Below are 25,089 nucleotides of genomic sequence, written 5' to 3' on the forward strand. Positions count from 1 at the left end.
AATGATAGCCTTAAACCTTACACGAATTGCATTTACTTTTTTGGTTTTTAGCGATTCTCAATGCTTTTTGTTGTTCAAAATGGGTTTTATAAACGGCACTATCAAGGGCTTTTCCAGCAAAAGTTTCGTTGGGTGTATTTCCTTTCAAAGACAATTGTGGTCGAATACCGTTGTAAATAGGCACAACTTCATCAAGAGCTAAAAGTAATTGTTTGCGGTTTTCAAGAGGCTTGGGCAGCAAAAACTGGTGCTTGATAATCTTATTAAAAGCTTCGATTTTAGAATTTGAAAACGGGATGTCCTTCTGAGCAATCAAATGCTTGATGCCTAAATTGGTGGTTGCAATAAAATCTTTTACAGTTAAATTTACGTTTTCTATTCCAGCATCGGTAACAAATTGTATAGGCAACTTATTTTTGTATTTGCTATAAGCCTCTTTCAATAAATCCCGGATGGCTATTGGTTTCGAGCTTTCTTCAACAGCAAATCCAAGAATTTTTTTTGAGAAATGATCCATCAAAAAATGAATGTAATGTTTTGCTCCATCACTGGTTTTTAAAATAGTAACATCGGCACACCAAATTTCATTGGGATAATAACTTTTCAAAGAACTATATTTTGCACGAACTTGCAAATGTCGGTTGCCATTAAACCCCAAAAGTTTAGCATATTTGTAAAAAGTAGCCAAACAAACCGACACCTCTTTGTTGCGCAAAGCCAATAAATAAAGGGAAGATTTCGACCAAAATTGATAGTCCTTGTTTTCAAGATAGTGTTTGATTTTAGAAACTTCATTTTTCAACAATTGATTTGGATAGTTCGTAACGCACCATTCAAAATAGGAAGAACCACATTTATTAAGTACCAAATTTTTATAATTCTGATACGTTGCTCGAGAAATATTAAAAACGGTCAAAGCAGTATCAATCGGGATAAACTCTTTAAGATTTTCGATAACATTTACCAATTTTTCTTTTTGATTGGCAAGTTGTTTTTTGATTCCGCCAACGGAACTTAAAATGTCATTGTAAGTGTCTGATAAAGCGAAATATCCCTCTAGGATTCGTTTTGCATTGTTGTTTTGTCCAGTTCGTTTTAGGAGTGCTAACTCGTCTTTTATGAATTTAGAAACCTCGCAACCCAAATATTTCGAATCTGATTCATTTATCCATCGGTGTTTGTTGGTTGGTGAAATTTTATTTTGAATACTGCTTGGTAAATTATCATACAACCCAAAACGAATATAATGTTTCACGGAAGTATCCCAAGAAATACGTGAGTTTTTGTAAGCCATTTTTGAAAAAATGGGCAAATGTAGAAAATTATATTAAAATTTAGTTTATAACAAATGAATTGAAAAAATGGATTTGACATATTTTAAATCCGTTTCACTCGACAAAAGAATACCCCGACTGCATTCTGTACCCACAACGAGAACAAAAAAATATTTATATCTAAAAACACCCTAGCCCTGATGGCAGTGAAAAGGAATCACGTAAAAAGGGGCGTTTTTTCTTGACGTTGCAAAGCGACCAAAGGAAGCTCTTGCAACGGCTTTAGAAAAACCGCCTTTTGAGGGATTCCTTGCAACGAACAGCAGGAATAGCTCCAAACGAAACCTGAAAAACTACTTAGAAGGGAACTATTTTAGGAAATGGATCAATTATACTATTAGCAATTATAGAAAGGAGGCTATTTTATTTTAAAGTTGATTTGATTATTCGTTAATTTGTGATTAGAAACATAAAGCTTTCAAAAAAATAGAAAATGAAAATCAAAGATATACTTTCCCTACTCGATGAAATGGCACCACTCGCCTACGCTGAAGATTTTGACAATGTGGGTTTACTTGTTGGCGATGCAAATATTGAAGCCACGGGTATTTTGGTTTGCCACGATGCTTTAGAAAATGTGATTGAAGAGGCTATTGCTAAAAACTGCAACCTGGTAGTTTGTTTTCATCCCATTTTATTTTCGGGAATCAAGAAAATTACTGGCAAAAATTATGTTGAAAGAGCTGTTATCAAGGCCATAAAAAACGACATTGCTATTTATGCAGTACACACCGCATTGGACAATCATAAAGAAGGTGTAAATAAAATTTTCTGTGATGCATTAAGGCTAGTAAACACTAAAATTCTGATTCCAAAGCCAAATTTTATTCAAAAATTAATTACCTATACCATTCCAGAAAATGTAGAAAAAGTTCGTAATGCACTTTTTGAAGCTGGAGCTGGCAAAATTGGCAATTATGAAAACTGTAGTTTCAATTCAAAAGGAATTGGGAGCTATATGGGAAACGAAAATAGCAATCCTGAAATTGGAGAACGTTTTGAGTTTGTAGAAGCGGAAGAAATAAAAATCGAAGTAGTATTTGAAAAACAGTTGCAAAGCAAAATCCTAAAAACCTTATTTGCCAATCACGTTTACGAAGAAGTGGCTTATGAAATTTACGATTTGCAAAACATACATCAAAATATTGGGTTGGGAATGATTGGCGAACTCGAAACAGAAATGCCTGAAAAAGATTTCCTAAATTTTGTCAAACAAAAAATGCAATGCGAAAGCATACGCCACAGTGAGTATTTGTCAAAAAAAATAAAGAAAGTAGCGGTGCTTGGCGGATCAGGAAGTTTCGCCATAAAAAACGCCATTCAAGCTGGTGCTGATGCTTTTTTAACAGCCGATTTAAAATATCATAATTTCTACGAAGCTGAAAATCAGTTGCTTTTAGCCGATATTGGACATTTTGAAAGCGAACGTTACACAAAAAATTATATAGTTGCCTTTCTTACGAAAAAAATTCTTAATTTTGCACCTGAATTTCCAATAGAAAGAATTATTCTATCGGAAGTAAATACAAATCCAGTTAAGTACTTATAGAATATGGCAACTACAAAAGAATTGAGCGTTGAAGAGAAGTTAAGAGCGCTATACGATTTACAATTAATTGACACAAGAATTGACGAAATCAGAAACGTAAGAGGTGAATTGCCGCTTGAAGTAGAAGATTTAGAAGATGAAGTAGCTGGTTTAAGCACTCGTTTAGAGAAATTAAAAACAGATTTAGAATCTATCGAAGAGGTTATCAAAGAAAAGAAAAATGCTATTGAAGACCACAAAGAATCTATCAAAAAATATACAAAACAACAAGATAGTGTTCGTAACAACAGAGAATTCAACTCTTTAACCAAAGAAGTTGAGTTTCAAGAGCTAGAAATTCAATTGGCTGAAAAGCAAATTAAAGAAATGAAAGCGTCTATCGAACATAAAAAAGAAGTGATTTCACAATCTAAAGAACGTTTGGATGTAAAATCAACCCACTTGAAACACAAAAAATCAGAATTAGACGCTATTATGTCTGAAACTGCAAAAGAAGAAGGTTTCTTATCTCAAAAATCAGAGGAGTACCAAGCACAAATCGAAGAACGTTTGTTAATCGCTTACAAAAGAATTCGTTCTAGCGTTCGCAACGGGTTAGCAGTAGTATCAATCGAAAGAGGAGCTTCAGCGGGATCATTCTTCACTATTCCACCGCAAACACAAATGGAAATTGCTTCTAGAAAGAAAGTAATCACAGACGAGCACAGTGGACGAATTCTTGTCGACAGCGCACTTGCTGAAGAAGAAAGAGAAAAAATGGAAAAATTATTCGCAAAAATGTAATACCTTAAGTCCCGCAAAAGCGGGACTTTTTTTATGTCAGATAATTTCAAAAAAATACTAGCCAAAATCATTGGACAATATATAAATTTATTGAGTTATATATTGCCTGACAAAGCATTGGTATTGGCATATGGTTTTTTTAGCGAACCCAGAAATGGCAAACTTCAAAAAGACAAACTGCCCGAAATTTTACAACAAGCCACTTTAGAAAACATCAAATACAAAGAACACGAATTTCAAACCTACACTTGGCTAGGCAATCAAAACAAAATTTTATTAGTCCACGGCTGGGAAAGCAATGCAGCACGCTGGGAAAAATTATTACATATTTTAAAAAAATCAAACAGCACCATTATCGCTATTGATGGACCAGCACACGGACTAAGCTCTGGAACAGAATTTAACGTCCCAACTTATGCCGAGTTTATAAACGAAATTTGCAAAATACACAGCCCAAAAATCATCATAGGTCACTCCATGGGTGGCGTTGCCTGTAGTTTTTACCAGCACCATTACCCTCAAAATCATCTCGAAAAAATGATTTTATTAGGTTCCCCATCTGATTTTAACGTGCTGATGCAAAATTTTGCCAACACACTAGGACTAAACTTCAGAGTTTGCCAACTCATCAAAGACCACATCAAAAAGCGATTCAGCATCAATACAGACGAGTTCAACAGTCAAAAATTTCTCAAAAACACAACCATTACAGGTATAATTGCCCACGATATAAACGACAATGTAGTCGCATTTTCCGAAGCACAAAAACTTGCCGCAACATGGCAAAAAGCACAATTTATAGAAACCAAAGACTTAGGTCACAGTATGCACGACGACAAATTATACCAAAGCATATACCAGTATTTATTTGAAGCATAAGAGCTTGGGCATCTTCGACAAGTGCTTGCGCCTGCTCTCGCCTTTATCTTTGCTCGTACCTCACAAAGGATATCGGCTCGATCAGGGCTAGCGACAAATTTTAGGCACTTGGAGAAATATTTTCAAATTATCTATAAATATTCGATTTATGGATTATTAGATTTTTCGAAAAATCTAATAATCAAATTTTCGAATCATCAAATTATCAAATTATACTATCTTTGCACAATGGAAGAAAATCTCACTAGAATAAACAAATTTCTATCCGAAACAGGATACTGTTCCCGTCGTGAAGCCGATAAATTACTAGAAGAAGGACGCATCACCATCAACGGAGTGGTGCCTGAAATGGGAACCAAAGTTTCTCCAAACGATGAAGTTCGAGTAGATGGGAAATTAGTTCGAGAAAAAACGGAAAAACCAGTATATCTTGCCTTCAACAAACCTGTTGGCATCGAGTGTACTACCAATCTTGAAGTACGCTACAATATTGTTGATTATATAAACTATCCAAAACGCATTTTCCCAATCGGAAGACTAGACAAAGCCAGCGAAGGACTCATTTTTATGACCAACGATGGTGATATTGTAAACAAAATACTTCGTGCCCGAAACAACCACGAAAAAGAATATGTTGTAACCGTAAACAAACTCATCACCAATCGATTTATTGACCGAATGAGTAACGGAATTCCAATTCTAGATACGGTAACCAAAAAATGTAAAGTAGAACAAATAAGTAAAACCGTTTTCCGAATTATTCTAACTCAAGGTTTAAACAGACAAATTCGTAGAATGTGTGAATATTTAGGTTATGAAGTAACCGCTTTAAAACGCACACGAATTATCAACATTTCGCTTGATGTACCAGTAGGACGTTACCGAGATTTAACAGATGCCGAAATAAAAGAACTCAACGCACTTATTGAACCATCGAGCAAAACAGAAGAAGCTAGTTTTGCAAAAAATGAAACTCCAAAAAGAAGAATAGAGTTTGTTCCAAAAGACAATCCATTTAAAAAGTAAAGGGATTATTAAAACATTATTGATTTTTCATCACAATTCCAGCCTTATGCAATTCTATTTTACAGCTTTCTAAGGTTTCAGAGCAAACTTTCGAAAAATTTTCGTTTTCAGCCCAAGGACGTATCGCTAGTTTTATGGAAATATCAGTAAGTGCTATAACCTCAACACTTGGAGCAGGTTCGTCTAGCACTTTTGCATTAGTATTCAAAATATTCAAAATAATATCTTTTGCTATTTTCAAATCGGAATCATACGAAATTGAAATAGCTAAATCCGCTCTACGAGTTCCTTCAATAGAATGATTAATTATGTTTCCGTTAGACAAAACTCCATTTGGAATAAAAATAGTTTGATTGTTACCCGTAAGCAATTTGGTTACAAAAATCTGAATTTCAATTACCGTTCCAGAAACTCCTTGCGCTTCTATCGAATCACCTACTTCAAACGGTTTGAAAAGGATAATAAGTATTCCACCAGCAAAATTAGATAACGACCCTTGTAAAGATAGTCCAATAGCCAAACCAGCAGCACCAATTATAGCCACAAAAGAGGCAGTTTCAATACCTAATTTGGATATAAAAGTTACAAAAAGCAATACCCGCAACACCCAAATTAAAATATTGACAAGAAATTTTGACAAAGTAGGTTCGTATTCTCTTTTTTTGACTTTAACATTTAAAACTCTTTTAAATACCTTAATTAGATAATGCCCAACTAATAGTATTAAAAAAGCAGTAATTAGTCTAGGTGAATAGTCAATAAACTCGTTTATATTTTTAGTAATGTAACTTACTATATCTACAGATTTCATTATCATTTAAGTACTTTTTTCATTACATAATCTTCCATTAAATAACCATTCCCAATTTCAATATTAACTGTTTCGATAGTTTGATATCCTAGATATTTATAAAATTCTTGTGCTTTGTTAAACCGATTTACATTTAATAAAACAGTATTGTTATTATTCTGAAGCGCTATTTTTTCTACTTCTTGCAAAAGCAATTTTCCAACTCCTTTTCCTTGGGTTTTAGGTAGAACGTATAATTTGTGCAATTTAGTATTCTCGGAATTTTCGTGATTTAATTCATAAGCGCAAAATCCTAAATATTCTTGATTTTCTTCTATTAAAAGGAAAGTCTGATTTTTTTGAAGCATTTGAATCTCTAAAAAATGGATGTCATAAAACATATTCAACATATAATCCAGTTGCACTTTTGATAAAATAGCACCGTAAGTACTAGGCCAAATTCTATACGCTAAATCTTGAATTATATGTAATCCTTCTTTTGTAACTTCTGTTATTTTCATATAAAAATTACATCTTTCTTTGTTCTCTAGCCAACAACGTATTTTTAAGCAACATCGCAATAGTCATTGGACCAACTCCACCCGGAACTGGTGTAATATAGGATGCTTTTTTACTAACATTTTCAAAATCGACATCTCCAGTAATTACATATCCTTTTTCGGTAGATTTATCTTCCACACGAGTGATACCAACATCTATGATAACTGCTCCGTCCTTTACCATTTCGGCTTTTAAATAATTTGGAACGCCCAACGCCGATATTATAATGTCGGCTTGCGTGGTAATCTGTGCAATATTTTTGGTATAACTATGTGTTAATGTCACTGTCGAATTTCCTGGAAAGCCTTTTCGTCCCATCAAAATACTCATTGGGCGACCTACAATATGACTGCGACCAATAACTACGGTATGTTTTCCTTTGGTTTCTACTCCATAGCGTTCTAAAAGTTCTAGAATTCCGAATGGTGTTGCTGGAATAAAGGTGCTCATATCGAGTGCCATTTTTCCAAAATTTTCTGGATGAAAACCATCGACATCTTTGCTGGGATCAATCGCCATCAATACTTTTTGAGTATCTATTTGTTCTGGCAATGGCAACTGGACTATGAATCCATCAATATCGTCATTTTCGTTGAGTTCTTTAATTTTTTTGAGCAACTCGGTTTCTGAAGTGGTATTTGGCATTCTAACCATTGTCGATTCAAAGCCTACGAGCTCACAAGCTTTTACTTTACTACCTACATAAGTTAAACTTGCACCATCGTTGCCTACAATTACAGCAGCTAAATGTGGTACTTTTTCGCCATTGGCTTTCATCTTGTTTACTTCAGTTGTAATTTCGTCTTTAATGTCTTGTGCCGTTTTCTTTCCGTCGAGTAATATCATTATTATTTGGTCTTAAAGTCGAAAGTCGAAAGTCGAAAATCTTTATGACTTTATGACTCTCGACTTTCTGACTAATTATTATTTCATTCCTGGTATACCGCCTTTCATTCCGCCCATCATTTTCATCATATTTTTTCCGCCTGGACCTTGCATCATTTTCATCATCTTGCTCATTTGGTCAAACTGTTTCATCAGTTGGTTTACTTCTTCTAGTTTTCGTCCAGCTCCTTTTGCAATTCTGGTTTTTCGCTTTACATCGATAATGGCTGGTTTGCTTCTTTCGGCTGGAGTCATTGAGTGAATGATGGCCTCAATGTGTTTGAAAGCATCATCTTCAATCTCAACATCTTTTAAGGCTTTTCCTGCACCCGGAATCATACCTACAAGATCTTTCATATTACCCATTTTCTTCACCTGTTGAATTTGAGAAAGAAAATCGTCGAAACCAAATTCGTTTTTGGCAATTTTCTTCTGTATTTTTCTAGCTTCTTCCTCGTCGTATTGTTCTTGTGCTCTCTCCACAAGAGACACAACATCTCCCATACCCAAAATACGTTCTGCCATACGATCTGGATAGAACACATCAATAGCATCCATCTTTTCGCCAGTTCCAACAAATTTGATTGGTTTGTTTACTACTGATTTAATTGAAATTGCAGCTCCACCACGAGTATCACCATCTAATTTGGTAAGAATAACTCCGTCGAAGTTTAAAATATCGTTGAAAGCTTTTGCCGTATTTACAGCATCTTGACCCGTCATTGCATCGACAACAAATAAGGTTTCTTGTGGCTGAATGGCTTTGTGTACTCGAGAAATTTCATCCATCATTTCTTCATCGACAGCTAGACGACCAGCTGTATCGACAATCACAACATTAAAACCATTGGCTTTTGCGTGTTTAATTGCATTTTGAGCAATTTCGACTGGATTTTTGTTTTCAGGTTCAGCATAAACTTCAACTCCTATTTGTTCTCCAACTACTTTTAATTGGTTAATAGCCGCTGGACGATAAATATCACAAGCAACTAATAATGGTTTTTTGTTCTTTTTAGTTTTCAGAAAATTAGCTAGTTTTCCAGAGAAAGTAGTTTTTCCTGATCCTTGTAAACCCGACATTAAAATTACGGTTGGTGTTCCAGAAAGATTGATTCCTGCAACATCGCCACCCATTAACTCTGTTAATTCGTCTTTTACGATTTTGACTAACAATTGTCCTGGTTGCAACGTGGTTAACACGTCAGATCCAATTGCTTTTTCTTTTACTTTGGTGGTAAAATCTTTAGCGATTTTAAAGTTAACGTCGGCATCTAGTAAGGCACGACGTACTTCTTTTAGAGTGTCAGCAACGTTTACTTCGGTTATTTTTCCGTGACCTTTTAGTATATGGAAAGCTTTATCTAGCTTTTCGGATAAATTATTAAACATAATCTTGTCTTTTTTAAGAGTTGCAAATATAGAGTAATTGAGAGAATTTGTGAATTAGAAAATTAAAAAATTTTAATATTTTGCAATAAAAAAGTGAGCCCATTAAAGTCATCTAATTTTTATGAGAACCAATAATAAATTTTACATTCTTTACGGAACATCAATTCCTAATAGGTGAAAAGCCGATTTTATAATATCCGCTACTTTTTGAGACAATTGTACTCGAAACACTTTTTTGACTTGATTTTCTTCTCCCAAAATTGAAACAGTTTGGTAAAACGAATTGTATTCTTTCACTAAATCATAAGTATAATTAGCCAATAACGCTGGACTATGATGTTGCGCTGCGTTCTGAATTACTTCTGGATAGAGTTCTATTTGTTTGATGAGTTCTTTTTCTTATTGTAATGTGAATTTGATATTAGAAATCAACTATTCTAAATAATTTAGTTGACAATTATTTTTCTCTTTTTAGTATGGTCCTTCTTCTTTTTTTGGATGTACTTAATTTTTACCAATTTATGTTTTTGTTAACCTTAGAGTCAAGGAAATCAAAAAATATTTTAACCAACTATATGTATACTGTTTTAAGAGATTTATTGGAATTATTATTTAATACAGAATTTTAATTAATTCCTTATTATTCAAATATTTTTTTATTTTTGCCATAAATAAATACTTCTGAGCATAATTATTAAAAGAAAAGATTAATATTCTTTTAAAAAAATATTAATGAGGAATCAATCAATTATTACTAAACCATTAAAAATGGTATTTTTAAAAATAAGTTTGTAAATAATAAAAATATGAACAGAAAAATTAACATAATAGTCCTACTCATCAACTCTTTTGTATTCTCTCAAACCAAAACAATTGAAAATATTAATACTTTTGACTTTAGAGATTTTGGAACACTAACAAATAATTCATCTTTATCTCACTACTCCTTTCTTATAACTAATAAAGTTTTGGAGAATAAACAAAGGGAAGGAGTTTTGACTTTTTACAATGAAGATTTATCGGAGACAAAAAAAGAAAATTTCGTCCTTAATGCTAAAAGTAATACTTTTTTACAAGCAAAAAACAACGGCACTAATGTTATAGTAGTTTTTGAGGATAGAGTGAAAGAACTTATCACTTTCAAAGTTTATTCAAGTGGTGGGGATCTAATTAACTCAAAAGAACTAAAAATTGAAAACAAGTACTTTGATTATAAAGCAATAGAGAAAATAGGAGATTTTTCACTAACGTATGCAATAAAAAATAAAGGTTTTCTAATATCCGAAGAAGTCAAGAAAAAAAGGTCAGGCTATAATATTCATTTTTTAGGTGATGATAAAAGCAAAAACTGGATTTACCAATCTCCTCCTGACCATAACAATAGAAAATCTGCTTGTCCTATGTTTGCTAATGAAGAAATGGCTGTAATTATGGAAAAAGAATGGGGTTCAGTTTATGATCGACAACCCACATTTACTGCTATCGCGTTAGATATGAATACAGGAAAAGAATTATTTAGAGTTAGTCATGAATATGAAACTACACCAAACTATTACACTAAGGCTACTGTGAATCAAAAAGGTGATGTATTCTTATTTGGTGAAAATTATAATTTAGGCAATAATTACCCTGATAACGATTACCCTAATGGCTATTTTATTGAAAAATATTCTAAAAAAGGAGAATTAATAAATAGTCAAGTTCTCAGTTTTAAAGATTCAGTATTTAAAACTTCATTGGAATTTAAAATAGAAGCTAAACAAAAAGCATTTGGAAATGTTTTTTTCTATGATGTTTTAGAATCCAATGGTCATTTTTTTGCTATTGGAGAAATAGCAAGAAGAGACAAACAAGGCTTTACCCTTGCAAAAGCAGTTACATCTTATGCTATTGGCGGTGTTATAGGTGGATTAATTTCGAACAATTGGGACACTAAATACACTATGGAAAATATGGTTGTAGTTGAACTTGATGAAAATTTAAAACTAGTCACAACTCACTAGTTAGAAAAAGATAAAACATTTACTGGTTTAAACACTATGGTTGTTAGACCTTATTTTAATTTGACTGAAATGGAATATGATGGAAAATTAGACTATTTGTTTTTATCAAAAAACAATAATGATTTGCAAAATATCTATTATTTGGACAGAAAAATAGTAAATGAAAAGCCAGATTTTAGAATTAAAAAAGGTGTTTTAGAAAATAATATTTTTACTATATCAGATTTTTCTAAACTGGAATTAAATGCTAATGAAGTATCTTTTAAACTAATACCAAGAAACAATAATAGCTTTTTGTTTATGAAATATAATCCTGATAAAAAAACTGTTAAAATAGATATTTTAAAACAATTATAAAGTGATTTCTTTGCGATAACTCCAATGAAAGAATGGTTTACCAAATAAATTAGATATTAATCTGACAATGAGTTTATTGTTATACAATGAATAGATAATAAAACGTAAAAACTAACACCACATACCTGATAATTAAATACCATTAAGAATCTGAAACATTCCTTTTACGGCGGTTAGCCCTGATGGAAATGAAAAGCAACAAAGTATAAAAAGCAGTTTTAGTTACAGTAACACAGCGACCAGAGGAAGCTCGTGTTAGTGTTTACTAAAACGAATTTTATACTGAGTTCTTGTAATGGACAGCAGGAATAGCTCCTAGTAATCTGAAGTAAAAAACTAATACAATAACTGTTATATGTTATATTACGAGTAATTATTTAAAAAAGACCCTATTTGTAATAAATTACATTCTCTCAGGAACATCAATTCCTAATAGGTGAAAAGCCGATTTTATAATATCCGCTACTTTTTGAGACAATTGTACTCGAAACACTTTTTTGACTTGATTTTCTTCTCCCAAAATTGAAACGGTTTGGTAAAACGAGTTGTATTCTTTCACTAAATCATAAGTATAATTAGCCAATAATGCTGGACTATGATGTTGTGCTGCGTTTTGAATTACTTCTGGATAGAGTTCTATTTGTTTGATGAGTTCTTTTTCTTTTGGATGCAGTTCAGTTTGAATATTAAGTGAAAAATCAAAATCGGCTTTTCGCAAAATAGATTGAATACGAGCATAGGTATATTGAATAAAAGGCCCTGTATTTCCTGCAAAATCAACAGATTCTTCGGGATTGAAAAGCATTGATTTTTTAGGATCTACTTTGAGCATATAATATTTCAAAGCACCAAGACCAATTGTGTTGTATAATTTGGTTTTTTCATCGTCAGAATAGCCTTCGAGTTTTCCTAAATCTTCGGAAAGTTTTTGGGCCGTTTTCGTCATTTCTTCTATCAAATCATCCGCATCGACAACGGTTCCTTCACGAGATTTCATTTTTCCAGAAGGCAATTCGACCATTCCGTAGGACAAATGGTGTAGGCTTTTGGCCCAATCGAAACCTAGTTTTTTCAAGATTAAAAACAAAACTTTGAAATGGTAATCTTGCTCGTTTCCTACAGTATAAACCATTCCTTCGATATCGATGTTTTTTTCTTTGCAGTCTTTAACACGTTGAATGGCGGTGCCAATATCTTGTGTCATATAAACGGCTGTTCCGTCAGAACGTAGCACAATTTTACGGTCCAAACCATCTTCTGTTAAATCGATCCAAACCGAGCCATCAGGATCTTTTTCGAAAACGCCTTTTTCTAGACCTAGTTGTACGACTTCTTTTCCTAACAAATAGGTATTGCTTTCATAATAATACGAATCGAAATTAACTCCTAAGCTTTCATAGGTTTGTTCGAAACCATCGTAAACCCATTGGTTCATTGTTTTCCAAAGCGCAATGACTTCTGGTTTTCCTGCTTCCCAATCGAGAAGCATTTGTTGAACCTCAGCTCCAATTTTGCTATATCTATTGAAATATATATTTTTAAAGTGTTTCTTTAAAACTTTTGGATGTAAAACTTCTTTTACATATTCTTCTCTTTCGCTAATATCATCTGAACCCCCATTTTCAATATATTCTTTTATACCTTCATCTATAGTTTCATTCCACTCATTAGTGTTTGTAAATTCAATGCATTGATTTACAAAATCAACATTTAAATTGTTCTTAATTTCATTATCAAACTCTATTTGAAATTCTTGTTCAAATCTAACATAATATTTCCCAACCAATTTATCGCCTTTTAAACCCGAAGTAGTTGGTGTTTCCCCATTTCCGAATTTCTGCCAAGCCAACATCGATTTGCAAATATGAATCCCACGATCGTTGATAATTTGGGTTTTGTATGCTTTTTTCCCAGATGCTTTGATGATTTCAGCTACTGAATAACCTAACAAAATATTACGAACGTGACCTAAATGCAGAGGTTTATTAGTGTTTGGCGAAGAATATTCGACTATAACTGCTTTGGCGTCGGATGTTGGAGTAACAAAACCAAACTGCTCGTTATTTTTAATTTGGTTGAAGAAATTAATATAATAATCATCAGAAATTACAATGTTTAAAAATCCTGAAACTACATTAAATGCTTTTACTTCAGACACATTTTCAACAAGATAATTTCCTATTTTGTTACCCAATTCAACAGGATTTCCTTTAATGAGTTTCAATAACGGAAAAATAACCATTGTAATATCTCCATCAAATTCCTTCCTAGTTTGCTGAAATTCGATTTTATCGATGGCTACTTGAAACAGTTCTTGAATTGATTTTGTTATACTTTGGGTTAAAATTTCTTGTATTTTCATCATTCTTTTTTTAGATGTCAAAGATAGTATTAATACCGAAAAAAATTATTGTTTTTAATTCAAATAAAAAGCTTCTCAAATCGTTATACATATTTAGTTCTAACGTATTGAATTTTAATGCTATAAAAAAATAGTTATTAACATTTCGCTGCATTTAATCGATTAAATATTACTTTTTATCGAAAAAAAATTATCTTTACAGCCAGAAACCAACTACTAATTATTTTATGAAAAAAGTTTTACTACTTATTACTTTTCTTTTTTCAATAGTTTGCTTTTCCCAAGCAATAACTATTAATACTACTACGTATACTTCTGATGAATTGGTAAAAACTGTTTTGACTAACAATAGTCCTTGCATAAATATTAGAAATGTTCAGTCTAGTACTGGTACAAGTGCGATTCCTAGTTCAACAAATGGAATTGGATATTTTACCAATACAAATCCTAATTTTCCGCTACAAAACGGAGTGATTTTAACAACTGGAAATGTGTTGAATTCTCCAGGCCCAAATACAACAACTTTAAGTGACGGAACATTAGCTTGGAATGGAGATTCCGCTCTAGAAAACGCATTAGCAGCGGCAGGAGTTACAATGGTTTCTAAAAATGCTACTGTTTTAGAGTTTGACTTTACCCCTATTTCTCCAAATTTTAATTTTCAGTTTTTGTTTGCATCCGAAGAATATGGAACCTACCAATGTTTTTCACCAGATGCCTTTGCATTTTTATTAACTGATAGTTTTGGAGTCACTCAAAACCTTGCCGTAATTCCTAATACAACAATACCAATTTCAGTTCAAACGATTCGAAACACAACATACAATCCTTCCTGTACAAGCGAAAATGCTGGTTTTTTTGGTTTATTTAATGACGGAACAGCGGCAGCTGCATCTGCAACAAACTATAACGGGCAAACAGTTTTGATGAATGCTTCTTCAACAAGCTTAGTACCAAACACTACCTATCATATTAAACTTGTCATTGCTGATGGAAACAATGACAATCAGTTTGATTCAGCCGTTTTTTTAGGTGGTGGAAGTTTTAATTTTGGTCAAGATGTTTTAGGACCAGATTTAACAATAAACACAAATAGTGCATTGTGCTCTAATAACGGGATTAACGAACCATATACTATAACTTCTGGATTAGATTCCAATCTATTCGATTTTGTTTGGAAAGATGCCAATGGAATTCCTATTCCTGGAGCAACGAATAGTGACTTAACTATCAATCAAGCTGGGACTTATCTCCTTACCTACTACGTACAATCAACTAATTGTGAGGTAGCAACTAATAATATTACAATAGAATACAATTCTGTCGTTTTTACAAATGAGCCTTTGGATTTGTTTTTGTGCAGTTCAGGACAAAGCAGTTATACTTTCGATTTTAACTCAAATCAAACTTTAGTTCAAACCAGCGGAGTAAATGTAACTTTTCACGAACTAGAAAATGAAGCTGAAAACGAACAAGCTGCAATACCATTAATTTACAATGTGAATGCCGTTGATTTGCCAAAAACAATTTGGATTCGTGCAGAAGATAACTTTACGGGTTTGTTATATTACTAAAAGTTTCATTTTAAATATTACTTCTGGACCTACCGCTTCGAATCCTGGAACATTGGAAGGTTGTGAAGTTACTTCTGGCAGTGGTCTGGCAAATTTTCTTTTATCGGCAAATACAGGTACAATTTTAGGAACACAATCTTCTACTATTTTTGAAGTTCTATATTACGCAACACAAGCTGAAGCGATTAGTGGCAATGGTTCCAATATTATTGGATTTCATAATTCTGGAAACGCAACTATTTATGTTAGGGTTCAACTTATTTCTGATCCAAGTTGTTTTAATGCTTCGGTGAGTTTTAATTTGGTTGTAAATCCAAAACCTGTTGTTATCGACTTACCCGATCAATATGTTTGTATAAATTACGCTTTGCCAAGTTTAACATTAGGTAATTACTATTCAGGAATAAATGGAACAGGATTACAACTTAATGCAAATGATATTATTTCAACAGATCAAACTATTTACATATACTATAAAAATCTTGTTACTGGATGTGATACAGAAACAAATTTTATGGTAACTATAGTGGAAATACAAGATTTAACACCTGCAAATACAGTCGCTTGTGATTCTTATTCGATTCCTTCATACCCATATCCTGGAACACGTTATTTCAGACAAGATGGAGGTCCGATTGCTGGAAATATTGAGCTCTTTCCAGGTAATACTTTAAATACTTTAGGACTGAATACCATTTATGTGTATTTTCAATCCCCAACTGACTTAACTTGTATTATCTTTTCAAGTTATACCGTAACTATTAGCAAAACTCCAACCATAACTGGCACTTTTCCAAACCTATTTGATTGTATCTCAATTACTACTTTACAGCCCATAAGTACTGATATTGGAATTGCAAATTATTATACAATTGACAATACAGGTGCTTACATTCCAGTTATTTTACCCATTACAAGCGATACTGTTTTATATCTTTTTTCAGAAAATAACACGTGTAGAACACCTATCTTAAGCTTTACAGCTGTTATAGGAACTAGTAGCTTTTTAGACACTTTTGACAGCTGCGAACCATATAATTTACTTGCTCCAACTGTTGGAGAATACAGAACAGAACCAAATGGTTTGGGCGCACTAATTCAACTTGGATTAATCACGCAAACCACGACCATATACCAATATATTCCTGGCGCAGCTTGTACTGATACATATTCATTCACCATACGAATACTCAAACCAGCCTTAACCGACCCTGTTCCTGTTACACGATGCGAAAGCTATACTCTTCCCGTAAATACCGAAGGAGCTAGCTATTACACATTGAATGGCGGACCTAATAATGCAAGTAATGTGCAATTGTTTGGCGGTGTAGATTCTATTACAACTACAACAACTATATATGTTTTTAAACCTTCAGCATCGTCTATAACTTGTTATAATGAGAAACCTTGGACAATAACTATTAATCAAAAACCTATTTTAGATCCTGTTGCAACGAGATATATTGATTGTTATAGTTTTACATTAGCACCACTTTCTGTTGGAAATTATTTCAATAGTCCAGGTGGAGTTAACCCAATTACACTACCATATACTATTGACAATACCAATACAATAAACAATATTAAAACAGTATATATTTATGCTGTTAATACAAATGATCCTACTTGTTTTAGTGAAACTTCGTTTATCGTAGATTTAGATGGCGTAGCTATTCCTAGTACATTTAAGGGAGACAAAATAGCTTGTGAGAGTTACACCTTACCTGTTTTACCACCAAATGTATTCTATTACACTCAACCTCATAATCCTGATGGAACTGGAGGAGGAAGCATGATTCCTGCATTAACACAATATACTAATTCGACAACGACTCCAATTTATATTTATACACAAACTAATGTGAGACGAATTTGTGCAGACGAAAGTAGTTTTACTATTACCATAGTAAAAAGACCAATTGCAAATCCGTTTCCAACTGAAATTCAGAAATGCGACACCTTTGGTTTGAACGATGGTATTTTTGAATTTGATTTGACAGACAGCGCAATTAAAACCAACATTCTAAACGGACAAACGCCAGATGCTGATTTTACATTAGCATTTTTCATAACCGAAGTTGCTGCAAATGATAGTACTGCAACTCCAATAAATTTGCCAAATAAATATCAAAATACGATTCCATTTACCGATAGTGTTTGGGTGAGATTGACAAACAACACCATAGCAAATCCTTGTTTTGATGTTGTGGAACTAAAACTAAACGTAAATTTATTACCTAATGTACAACTGGCACCTGAATATTTTATTTGTAGTGATTACGAAAAAGGGACAATACTAAATCCAGCCACTTTAGATACTGGATTAACTAGCGCAAACTATAACTTTGCTTGGACACTAAACGGAGTTGCAACTGGAGGAAATATAGCTACATTGATTGTTACCGAAATAGGAACATACGAAGTAACTGTTACAGACAAAACAGCATTTCTGTGTGAAAAAATAATGAGCACTGTTGTAAAACTATATACTCCATACATAACAATTGAGTATAGTGATGCTTTTGAAGATCCAACTTATATTACCATAAATGTGCTTGGTGCTGGTTCCGAAAATTACGAATACCAGTTAGACGATAGTAATTTTCAGGATAGTCCTATTTTTTATAATGTATCAGCTGGCGAACACCTTGCCACGGTTAGAGATAAAAATGGTCTTTGCTCACCAGCTCCATCAAAAGTATTTATTATAAACTACCCGAAGTTTTTCACGCCAAATGGTGATGGTTTTCACGAAAAATGGAATCTAGAGAGTTTAAAAACTACTAATCCAGATGCTTCAATATCTATTTTTGATCGATTTGGAAAACTCATCAAACAAATAACTCCTTCCACTGATGGTTGGGACGGGAAATTTAACGAACAACCATTACCTGCAACGGATTATTGGTTTACGGTAGATTTCACAGAGAAAGGAAGTGCTAAAACGTTTAAATCTCATTTTAGCTTAAAAAGATAATATGCTGAAATCACATAAAAAAATCTCGAAGTTTATCCTTCGAGATTTTTTTATACTTTTTTAATTATCTTCTCTGAAGACAAGTTTGTAAGTTCCATTTGTTAAAACAATCACATCAGAAGCGTCATTTTCATTATACAACTTACAAGAGACTGTTCCGGTTACTGTTTGCGTTTTCAGGAAACCACCAGATTCTATTCCTGCAACTGATGACAAAACTGCCATTATACTTCCTGTTTGACTTCCAGAAAGAGTTGAATATCTTACACCATTTGGCGATTGATAACTTACATCAATTCCCTTAATATTATTAGAATTTTCTGTATTTGTTATAAAATTTGTTGGAGGAGTTGTAAAATTTGTATTAAATGCACTTGTTTCACTTTCTGTTGATAATGAAGTATTGAACATATTATTAAATGTTAAACTTATTTGAGGAAAATCATTGATAGTTGTTGAAGGTATCAAGTAACTACCATAATAATAAGACCTATCAAAAGTGTTTACTCCAGAAAAACCAATATAAAATCCATTACTATGCGTTGGATTAATATTGTTATTCATACTATAATCTAAAGCAACGCCATTTAACAACGCTCTAAAATAGGCTATGGAACTAGTAGGAATTGGCACAATTGGTGCAGCACTATCATCACTACTACACGAAAACAATGAAATAGCTAAAGCCACTAAAAGTAATTTTTTCATTTTATTTGGGGTTTTAAAATTTGTGCGAAATTAGTTATTTTATTTGTACTATTACACGAAAAGGCTATCTAAAATTAATTTAGACAGCCTTTAACATTATTCTATATTCATCCAAATACTGTTACCATTTAATAATAGCACTTGCCCAAGTAAAACCTGAACCGAAGGCAGCTAAAACAACTGTATCACCTGATTTTATTTTACCCAATTCCCAAGCTTCTGTTAAAGCAATTGGGATAGATGCTGCGGTGGTATTTCCGTATTTTTGAATGTTATTAAAAACCTGATCGTCAGTAAGATTAAATTTTTTCTGAATAAATTGAGATATTCGCAAATTTGCTTGATGTGGAATTAGCATATCAATATCAGAAATTTGCAAATTATTAGCTCCCAAACCTTCGTTTATGACTTCAGCAAATCTGGTTACAGCATGTTTAAAAACAAATTGCCCATTCATATAAGGGAAATAGCTAATATCATCTGGATTGTTTTCTGCCAAAATATCTGTAACCCACTTTCCTCCCATTCCAGGTGAAGCAACCGCTAATTCAAGTGCATGTTCCCCTTCAGAATGCAAATGGGTTGATAAAATCCCTTTAGTCAAATCTTCTTCACGAGAAATTATGGCAGCTCCTGCTCCATCTCCAAAAATAACAGAAACATTGCGTCCACGAGTTGTCATATCCAATCCTATGGATTGCAATTCAGCACCTACAATTAAAATATTTTTATACATACCCGTTTTAATATATTGATCTGCAACGGACAATGCATAAATAAAACCAGAGCATTGGTTGCGAATATCCAATGCACCAATAGTTTTTAAACCCAATTCTTTTTGCAAAGCCACTCCCGGTCCAGGAAAATAGTAATCTGGTGATATGGTTGCAAAAACTATAAAATCAATATCATCCTTAGCAATTCCTGATCTTTCGATAGCAATTTTCGCAGCTTTTAATCCCATTGTAGTGGTGGTTTCCCCACTTCCCTTTACAATATGTCGGCGTTCTTGAATCCCTGTTCGTTCTTGAATCCACTCATCGTTGGTATCAATAATTTTTGACAAATCATCATTGGTCACTATATTTTCTGGAACAAAATAACCAAGTCCAGTAATTTTTGAATGGTACATATTATATTTTTATTAAAAAAAGAAATGCAAATTTACATATATTGTAAAATTAAGCAATTAAAAATTACTAGTTTTACTTAATTTGCATAAATAAAAAAAATATGGACTATTTTATTGTTTGTCTTGTTGCTTTATTGGGCTCAGCTTTGACCTTATTTTCTGGATTTGGGTTAGGCACTTTGCTATTACCCGTTTTTGGGTTATTTTTTCCAATTGAAATTGCCATTATTATGACATCGATTGTTCACTTTTCAAATAATAGTATCAAACTTTTAATTTTTGGGAAAAAAATTGATACCAATGTGGCTCTAAAATTCGGAATTCCAGCCCTGTTTTCAGCCTTTCTTGGAGCTTATTTACTAAAACTACTAACTAATATGCAACCGCTATTTGACTATTCAATATTTGGAAAAACAGTTGAAATTATGCCCATAAAACTAATCGTAGGTATCCTTTTAGTTCTTTTTTCTGTATTTGATTTTATACCCAAATTTAAAAATATCGGATTTGACCAAAAATATTTATCTCTTGGCGGTGTATTAAGTGGCTTTTTTGGTGGTATTTCAGGTCATCAAGGAGCTTTGCGCACTGCTTTTTTGATTAGAACTCATTTGTCTAAAGAAGCCTTTATAGCCACGGGTGTTTTTATAGCGTGTTTGGTCGATATTTCTCGATTGAGTATTTATATTCCTGAAATTATTAAAAACGATACCACTTTAAACTATAAGTTAATAGTATCGGCAACGATTTCAGCATTTTTCGGCGTTTATTTTGGCAACAAAATATTGCAAAAAACTACCATTACAATAGTTCAAAACATTGTAGCTGTTCTATTATTCCTTTTTGGAGGATTACTCATTTTAGGTTTAGTATAATTTTTTGAAATAAAAATAGCTTGCAATTTATAAATATTAGTAGTTTAAACTATTTTAGTACAAAATATCTTCAAAATGAACCACAACATACAAGCACTCTATAATATTGCACAGAAACCCGTTCGCAAAATTATTGGTTTAATGTCCGGAACCTCTTTAGATGGACTTGATATAGCGCTTTGTGAAATTTCTGAAGCTGGAGAAAATACAAAAGTAAATCTGTTAGAATTTGACACCATCGATTATTCTGAAGACATCAAAACAGAAATTAGAAAAGTATTTGCCAAAGAAGTTATCGATTTTAAGCATTTGGCTTTACTTAACGAATGGATTGGTTTGCTTCACGCCGATATGATTTTGCAATGTCTAAAAAAATGGAACATTCCAACTCACGAAGTTGATTTAATTGCCTCACACGGACAAACAGTAATGCACGCCCCAAAAATTTTGCACCACCAAGAAAAATTTCCCAATGCCACTTTACAAATTGGTGACGGCGACCATATTGCTGTCAAAACTGGTATTATCACACTTTCCGACTTCAGACAAAAACACATAGCAGCTGGTGGCGAAGGTGCTCCACTAGCGGTTTATGGCGATTATTTTATTTTTGGTAAAAAAGGTGAAAACCGAATTATGCTTAATATGGGCGGTATTGCTAATTTTACTTTTTTACCATCAAATATGCACCCTGAAACTATTTTTGTTACTGATACTGGTACAGGAAACACACTTTTAGACGCTTTTACCAGATTGTATTTTCCTGAAAAAGCATACGATACTAATGCTGAAATAGCTAAAAAAGGAAATGTAAATCCCCAACTTTTAAAGGTATTAAAAGCCAATGATTTTTTCAAAAAACCATTCCCTAAAACAACTGGTCCAGAATTATTTAATCTTGAATATGTAAGAATTGCTCAAAAAGAAAGTCAAACAGAGTGCATTTCCATAAATGATGTATTGGCCACATTGACTCGATTTAGTGCTGAAACCATTGCCGAAGCAATTAAACTATCCATAGAAAACATTGCCGATGAATCATTTACTATTTATATGTCTGGCGGCGGAATGCACAACCCGTTGTTAGTAAGTTGGCTAAAAGAATTGTTGCCATTTACATTCTTAAAAACGAACGATTTGGGCATTTCTGGCGATGCCAAAGAAGCAGTGCTATTTGCCATTTTGGCTAATGAAACTGTTTCAGGTGGGACATCAAATTTTGGGAATAGAAAAGGAATTCCGTCGGTTACAATGGGGAAAATTTCGTTTCCGAGTTAAGGATGATAAGTCAAACTCACTTTCTCATTAAAAATCAAGTTACAATCGTGCTCGAAGAAAATTACTTTTTTGTCAAAAACTGCTTTTATGAGGTAATAACTGCCTTTAAAATATGATTTCCGAACACTAACCTCTAAAATTCCGTTTGGATCCACTTTTAACTGATGTGGATAGAGTAATATGGTTTTATCATCTCCATCTAAAACAGACACTTCGGATAGTTTAAGTTCATTAACTTCTCCAAAAAGAGACGCAACATATTTAGTGCTTGGGTTTATATAAATAGTATGAGAATCTGTTTTTTCTACCATTTTTCCATCATACAAAACGATAGTTTGATCAGAATAGGATAAAGCATCGGTACTATCGTGGGTAGCCACTAAACAGGTAATATTTTTATTTTTTAAATAGGCAAATAAATTTCTGCGAAGGGCGTTTTTTCTAAAATTATCAATATGACTAAAGGGTTCGTCTAACAACAGAATCTCTGGCTCAAGCGCCAAAACTCTAGCAATAGCAACTCGTTGTTGCTGTCCTCCACTTAAAAACTGTGCTTTTGTACCAGCATACTCGGCCATTTCGACTGTTTCTAGTAGTTCCTGAATGCGTTCGCTCTTTACCCTTTGGTTTGCATTAGACAAGTATTGACCTACATTTTCAGCCACTGTTATATAGGGCATCAAGTCGAAATCTTGTGCGAGATATTTCATAAAAGACATTCCTGGAATTAAATTGAATTTTGGTCCAAGAATGGCGGTGCCATTCCACAGAATATGTCCGTGATTTAAATCATACAATCCATAAATTAATTTGAGTAATGTGCTTTTTCCACATCCACTCTCACCAATAATGGCAATATTTTCACCTTCGTTTATTGAGAAATCAATGTTGTGTAGTATTGGATTTAGAAAATCATATCCAAATGAAATGTTTTGTACTTGAAGCATTTTACTATTTTAAACCAAAGTTACGATGATTGTAAAAAAACATTACTATTTATTACAAAAAAAATGAAGGGTCACTTATTTAAAATACACTTTAAAAATTGAACCTACGTTAACTTCACTTTCCAACTCTATCTTACCACCCATTGCTTCAATTTGATTTTTTGTGATGTGAAGCCCTATTCCTGTTGAATCTTTGTGCTTATGAAATGTTTTATACATTCCAAAAATTAAGTCTTTATATTTTACTAAATCTATTCCTAAACCATTGTCTTTTACACACAATACTTTATAATCATCTTTGTTTTCTATATAAAATTCTATGGTAGATTGTTGTGACTTTCTCAAATATTTTATAGCATTCGTTGTTAAGTTCAAAAATATACTTTCTAAATAAGCGGGGATACAATTTACGTTAAAATCTTTTGGAACAGTATTGACTATCAAAATATTATTTTTAATAATTTCATCATTTAATACTACAAAAACCTTATTTAAATAATCCGAAACAACTAAATTCTGTGAATTAATTTGAGAATTAGTTTGAATACTAACAAGTTCGACTAAATTTTCGATTGTTCCATTTAGTTCTTTTGAAATAATTCTAATATTTGGCATTAATTCGTTAGCAGTCAGTATATCATTATCAAAAGTATGTAGTAATAAGCTCAAATTTGAGGTGTGATTTTTCAGATTATGAGATACTATATAAGCAAAATTGAGTAATTTATTTTTCTGTTCATTTATCAAGCCTAATGTTTCTTCCAGTTTTTCTTCTCTGTCTTTTTGAGCAGAAACATCGGTATGAGTTCCAATAATTCGAAGTGGCTTACCATTCACATCACGAGAAATAACTTTACCTCGATCCAATATCCATTTGTATTTTCCGTAGCATAAGATCCTGTGATAGGTTTCATAATAAGGTGTTTTTCCTTCAAAATGCAAGTTAATATTTCCAAAATAAGCTTCACGATCATCTGGATGTACTCGATCATCCCATTTTTCTGGGTTATCAATCAAATCAAAATCACTATCGTCTAATTCTAAAATTTTTAATGATTGTGTAGAATAAAAAACTTTATTAGTAACCATATCCCAATCCCAAACTCCTATTCCTGAAGCTAGATTAGCAAAATGACTCCTGGCTTCAAAAATTTTAAAATCTTCTTCTTTCTCTTTTATTGAAGAAATATCAGACATTGTTCCATAAAAAGCAACTCCTCCATTCTCAGCTTTTTCTGTTTCTGCTGAAACCCTAACCCATTTTATTTTTTGAGATGGCAGAATAATCCTGTAATCTAATTCAAATTTTCCTAAAGAGTTAAATGCTTTAAATATGGAATTTTTAAAACGTATAGAATCCTCAGCATGAATACTATCTTCCAATATTAGTTTTGGGCTTATTCTAACCTGTTCAATAGATAGTTCAAAAATATCGACAACAGCTCCATTCAAATAATTAAATTCGATAGCATTTTCAGAAGACAAAACAAACTGAAAAAATACATTCGTTTGTTTACCTATAATTTTCTTTAAATATTCATTCTCCACATTGTCCATAAGACTGACATTCATACACTTAAAAAATTAAAATTAAATAGTAAAAATATAAAACAGCTAAATTAAAACTCAACAAATGTTAAAATTTTAACAAAAAAATGAATTTATTTTATAAAAGTAAGA

General features: G+C 32.6%; 20 protein-coding genes and 1 pseudogene. 10 read left to right on the top strand and 11 right to left on the bottom strand.

The window, feature by feature from the left end:
* Positions 1-10: 10 nt before the first annotated feature.
* Positions 11-1,294 (bottom strand): DDE-type integrase/transposase/recombinase, encoded by a 1,284-nt coding sequence (locus RMO70_RS00650; RefSeq protein ID WP_310554486.1) that lies wholly within the window; start codon positions 1,292-1,294, stop codon positions 11-13.
* A 473-nt stretch (positions 1,295-1,767) separates the two neighbouring features.
* On the opposite strand from RMO70_RS00650, the gene RMO70_RS00655 reads away from it, so the two are divergent.
* From RMO70_RS00655 to rluF, 4 genes are all read left to right on the top strand, one after another.
* Positions 1,768-2,883, top strand: coding sequence for a Nif3-like dinuclear metal center hexameric protein (locus RMO70_RS00655; RefSeq protein WP_310554487.1), 1,116 nt, complete (start codon positions 1,768-1,770; stop codon positions 2,881-2,883).
* Between the two features lie 3 nt (positions 2,884-2,886).
* Entirely contained in the window at positions 2,887-3,666 is a 780-nt protein-coding gene (locus RMO70_RS00660; RefSeq protein WP_310554488.1) for a C4-type zinc ribbon domain-containing protein, read from the top strand.
* Positions 3,667-3,699: 33 nt separating this feature from the next.
* Entirely contained in the window at positions 3,700-4,545 is an 846-nt protein-coding gene (locus RMO70_RS00665) for an alpha/beta hydrolase (RefSeq protein ID WP_310554489.1), read from the top strand.
* A 228-nt stretch (positions 4,546-4,773) separates the two neighbouring features.
* Entirely contained in the window at positions 4,774-5,571 is a 798-nt protein-coding gene (rluF, locus tag RMO70_RS00670; RefSeq protein ID WP_310554490.1) for a 23S rRNA pseudouridine(2604) synthase RluF, read from the top strand.
* Positions 5,572-5,587: 16 nt separating this feature from the next.
* Here rluF and RMO70_RS00675 read toward each other — a convergent pair whose 3' ends face one another.
* From RMO70_RS00675 to RMO70_RS00695, 5 genes and pseudogenes are all read right to left on the bottom strand, one after another.
* Positions 5,588-6,382 carry a mechanosensitive ion channel family protein gene (locus RMO70_RS00675; protein WP_409025063.1) on the bottom strand — a complete coding sequence of 265 codons (795 nt, stop codon included), beginning with the start codon at positions 6,380-6,382 and terminating at the stop codon, positions 5,588-5,590.
* A gap of 2 nt (positions 6,383-6,384) precedes the next feature.
* A complete protein-coding gene (locus RMO70_RS00680) occupies positions 6,385-6,882 on the bottom strand; it encodes a GNAT family N-acetyltransferase (RefSeq protein WP_310554492.1) in 498 nt (165 codons plus the stop codon).
* A 7-nt stretch (positions 6,883-6,889) separates the two neighbouring features.
* Positions 6,890-7,768 carry a tetrahydrofolate dehydrogenase/cyclohydrolase catalytic domain-containing protein gene (locus RMO70_RS00685; protein ID WP_310554493.1) on the bottom strand — a complete coding sequence of 293 codons (879 nt, stop codon included), beginning with the start codon at positions 7,766-7,768 and terminating at the stop codon, positions 6,890-6,892.
* A 78-nt stretch (positions 7,769-7,846) separates the two neighbouring features.
* Positions 7,847-9,196: a signal recognition particle protein gene (gene ffh, locus RMO70_RS00690; RefSeq protein WP_310554494.1), complete on the bottom strand. Its 1,350-nt coding sequence runs from the start codon at positions 9,194-9,196 to the stop codon at positions 7,847-7,849.
* Between the two features lie 150 nt (positions 9,197-9,346).
* Positions 9,347-9,595, bottom strand: a pseudogene (locus RMO70_RS00695) (DALR anticodon-binding domain-containing protein); the annotation flags it as partial.
* A 407-nt stretch (positions 9,596-10,002) separates the two neighbouring features.
* Here RMO70_RS00695 and RMO70_RS00700 point away from each other — a divergent pair.
* Positions 10,003-11,199 carry a DUF6770 family protein gene (locus RMO70_RS00700; protein WP_310554495.1) on the top strand — a complete coding sequence of 399 codons (1,197 nt, stop codon included), beginning with the start codon at positions 10,003-10,005 and terminating at the stop codon, positions 11,197-11,199.
* Positions 11,200-11,235: 36 nt separating this feature from the next.
* A complete protein-coding gene (locus RMO70_RS00705) occupies positions 11,236-11,556 on the top strand; it encodes a hypothetical protein (RefSeq protein WP_310554496.1) in 321 nt (106 codons plus the stop codon).
* 403 nt (positions 11,557-11,959) lie between these two features.
* Here the strand turns inward: RMO70_RS00705 and argS are convergent, their stop codons facing one another.
* Positions 11,960-13,918: an arginine--tRNA ligase gene (gene argS, locus RMO70_RS00710; protein WP_310554551.1), complete on the bottom strand. Its 1,959-nt coding sequence runs from the start codon at positions 13,916-13,918 to the stop codon at positions 11,960-11,962.
* A 227-nt stretch (positions 13,919-14,145) separates the two neighbouring features.
* Here argS and RMO70_RS00715 point away from each other — a divergent pair, with 227 nt between their 5' ends.
* Both RMO70_RS00715 and RMO70_RS00720 read left to right on the top strand, forming a co-directional pair.
* The gene (locus RMO70_RS00715; RefSeq protein WP_310554497.1) at positions 14,146-15,492 is read left to right on the top strand and encodes a choice-of-anchor L domain-containing protein; all 1,347 of its coding nucleotides are present in this window, start codon (positions 14,146-14,148) and stop codon (positions 15,490-15,492) included.
* A complete protein-coding gene (locus tag RMO70_RS00720; protein ID WP_310554498.1) occupies positions 15,455-18,469 on the top strand; it encodes a T9SS type B sorting domain-containing protein in 3,015 nt (1,004 codons plus the stop codon). Before RMO70_RS00715 ends, RMO70_RS00720 begins: the two co-directional genes overlap by 38 nt.
* Before the next feature lie 60 nt (positions 18,470-18,529).
* On the opposite strand, the gene RMO70_RS00725 is transcribed toward RMO70_RS00720, so the two are convergent.
* Together RMO70_RS00725 and RMO70_RS00730 are read right to left on the bottom strand one after the other, a co-directional pair.
* A complete protein-coding gene (locus RMO70_RS00725; protein ID WP_310554499.1) occupies positions 18,530-19,177 on the bottom strand; it encodes a hypothetical protein in 648 nt (215 codons plus the stop codon).
* A gap of 121 nt (positions 19,178-19,298) precedes the next feature.
* A complete protein-coding gene (locus tag RMO70_RS00730; RefSeq protein WP_310554500.1) occupies positions 19,299-20,309 on the bottom strand; it encodes a beta-ketoacyl-ACP synthase III in 1,011 nt (336 codons plus the stop codon).
* Between the two features lie 101 nt (positions 20,310-20,410).
* Here RMO70_RS00730 and RMO70_RS00735 point away from each other — a divergent pair, with 101 nt between their 5' ends.
* The gene (locus RMO70_RS00735) at positions 20,411-21,184 is read left to right on the top strand and encodes a sulfite exporter TauE/SafE family protein (RefSeq protein WP_310554501.1); all 774 of its coding nucleotides are present in this window, start codon (positions 20,411-20,413) and stop codon (positions 21,182-21,184) included.
* 75 nt (positions 21,185-21,259) lie between these two features.
* A complete protein-coding gene (locus RMO70_RS00740) occupies positions 21,260-22,462 on the top strand; it encodes an anhydro-N-acetylmuramic acid kinase (protein ID WP_310554502.1) in 1,203 nt (400 codons plus the stop codon).
* Here the strand turns inward: RMO70_RS00740 and RMO70_RS00745 are convergent.
* Both RMO70_RS00745 and RMO70_RS00750 read right to left on the bottom strand, forming a co-directional pair.
* Entirely contained in the window at positions 22,459-23,409 is a 951-nt protein-coding gene (locus RMO70_RS00745) for an ABC transporter ATP-binding protein (protein ID WP_310554503.1), read from the bottom strand. The genes RMO70_RS00740 and RMO70_RS00745 overlap by 4 nt on opposite strands.
* A 75-nt stretch (positions 23,410-23,484) precedes the next feature.
* A complete protein-coding gene (locus tag RMO70_RS00750; protein WP_310554504.1) occupies positions 23,485-24,981 on the bottom strand; it encodes a PAS domain-containing sensor histidine kinase in 1,497 nt (498 codons plus the stop codon).
* Positions 24,982-25,089: the final 108 nt, after the last annotated feature.

It is taken from the genome of Flavobacterium sp. (genome assembly GCF_031422135.1).
Taxonomy (GTDB): domain Bacteria; phylum Bacteroidota; class Bacteroidia; order Flavobacteriales; family Flavobacteriaceae; genus Flavobacterium.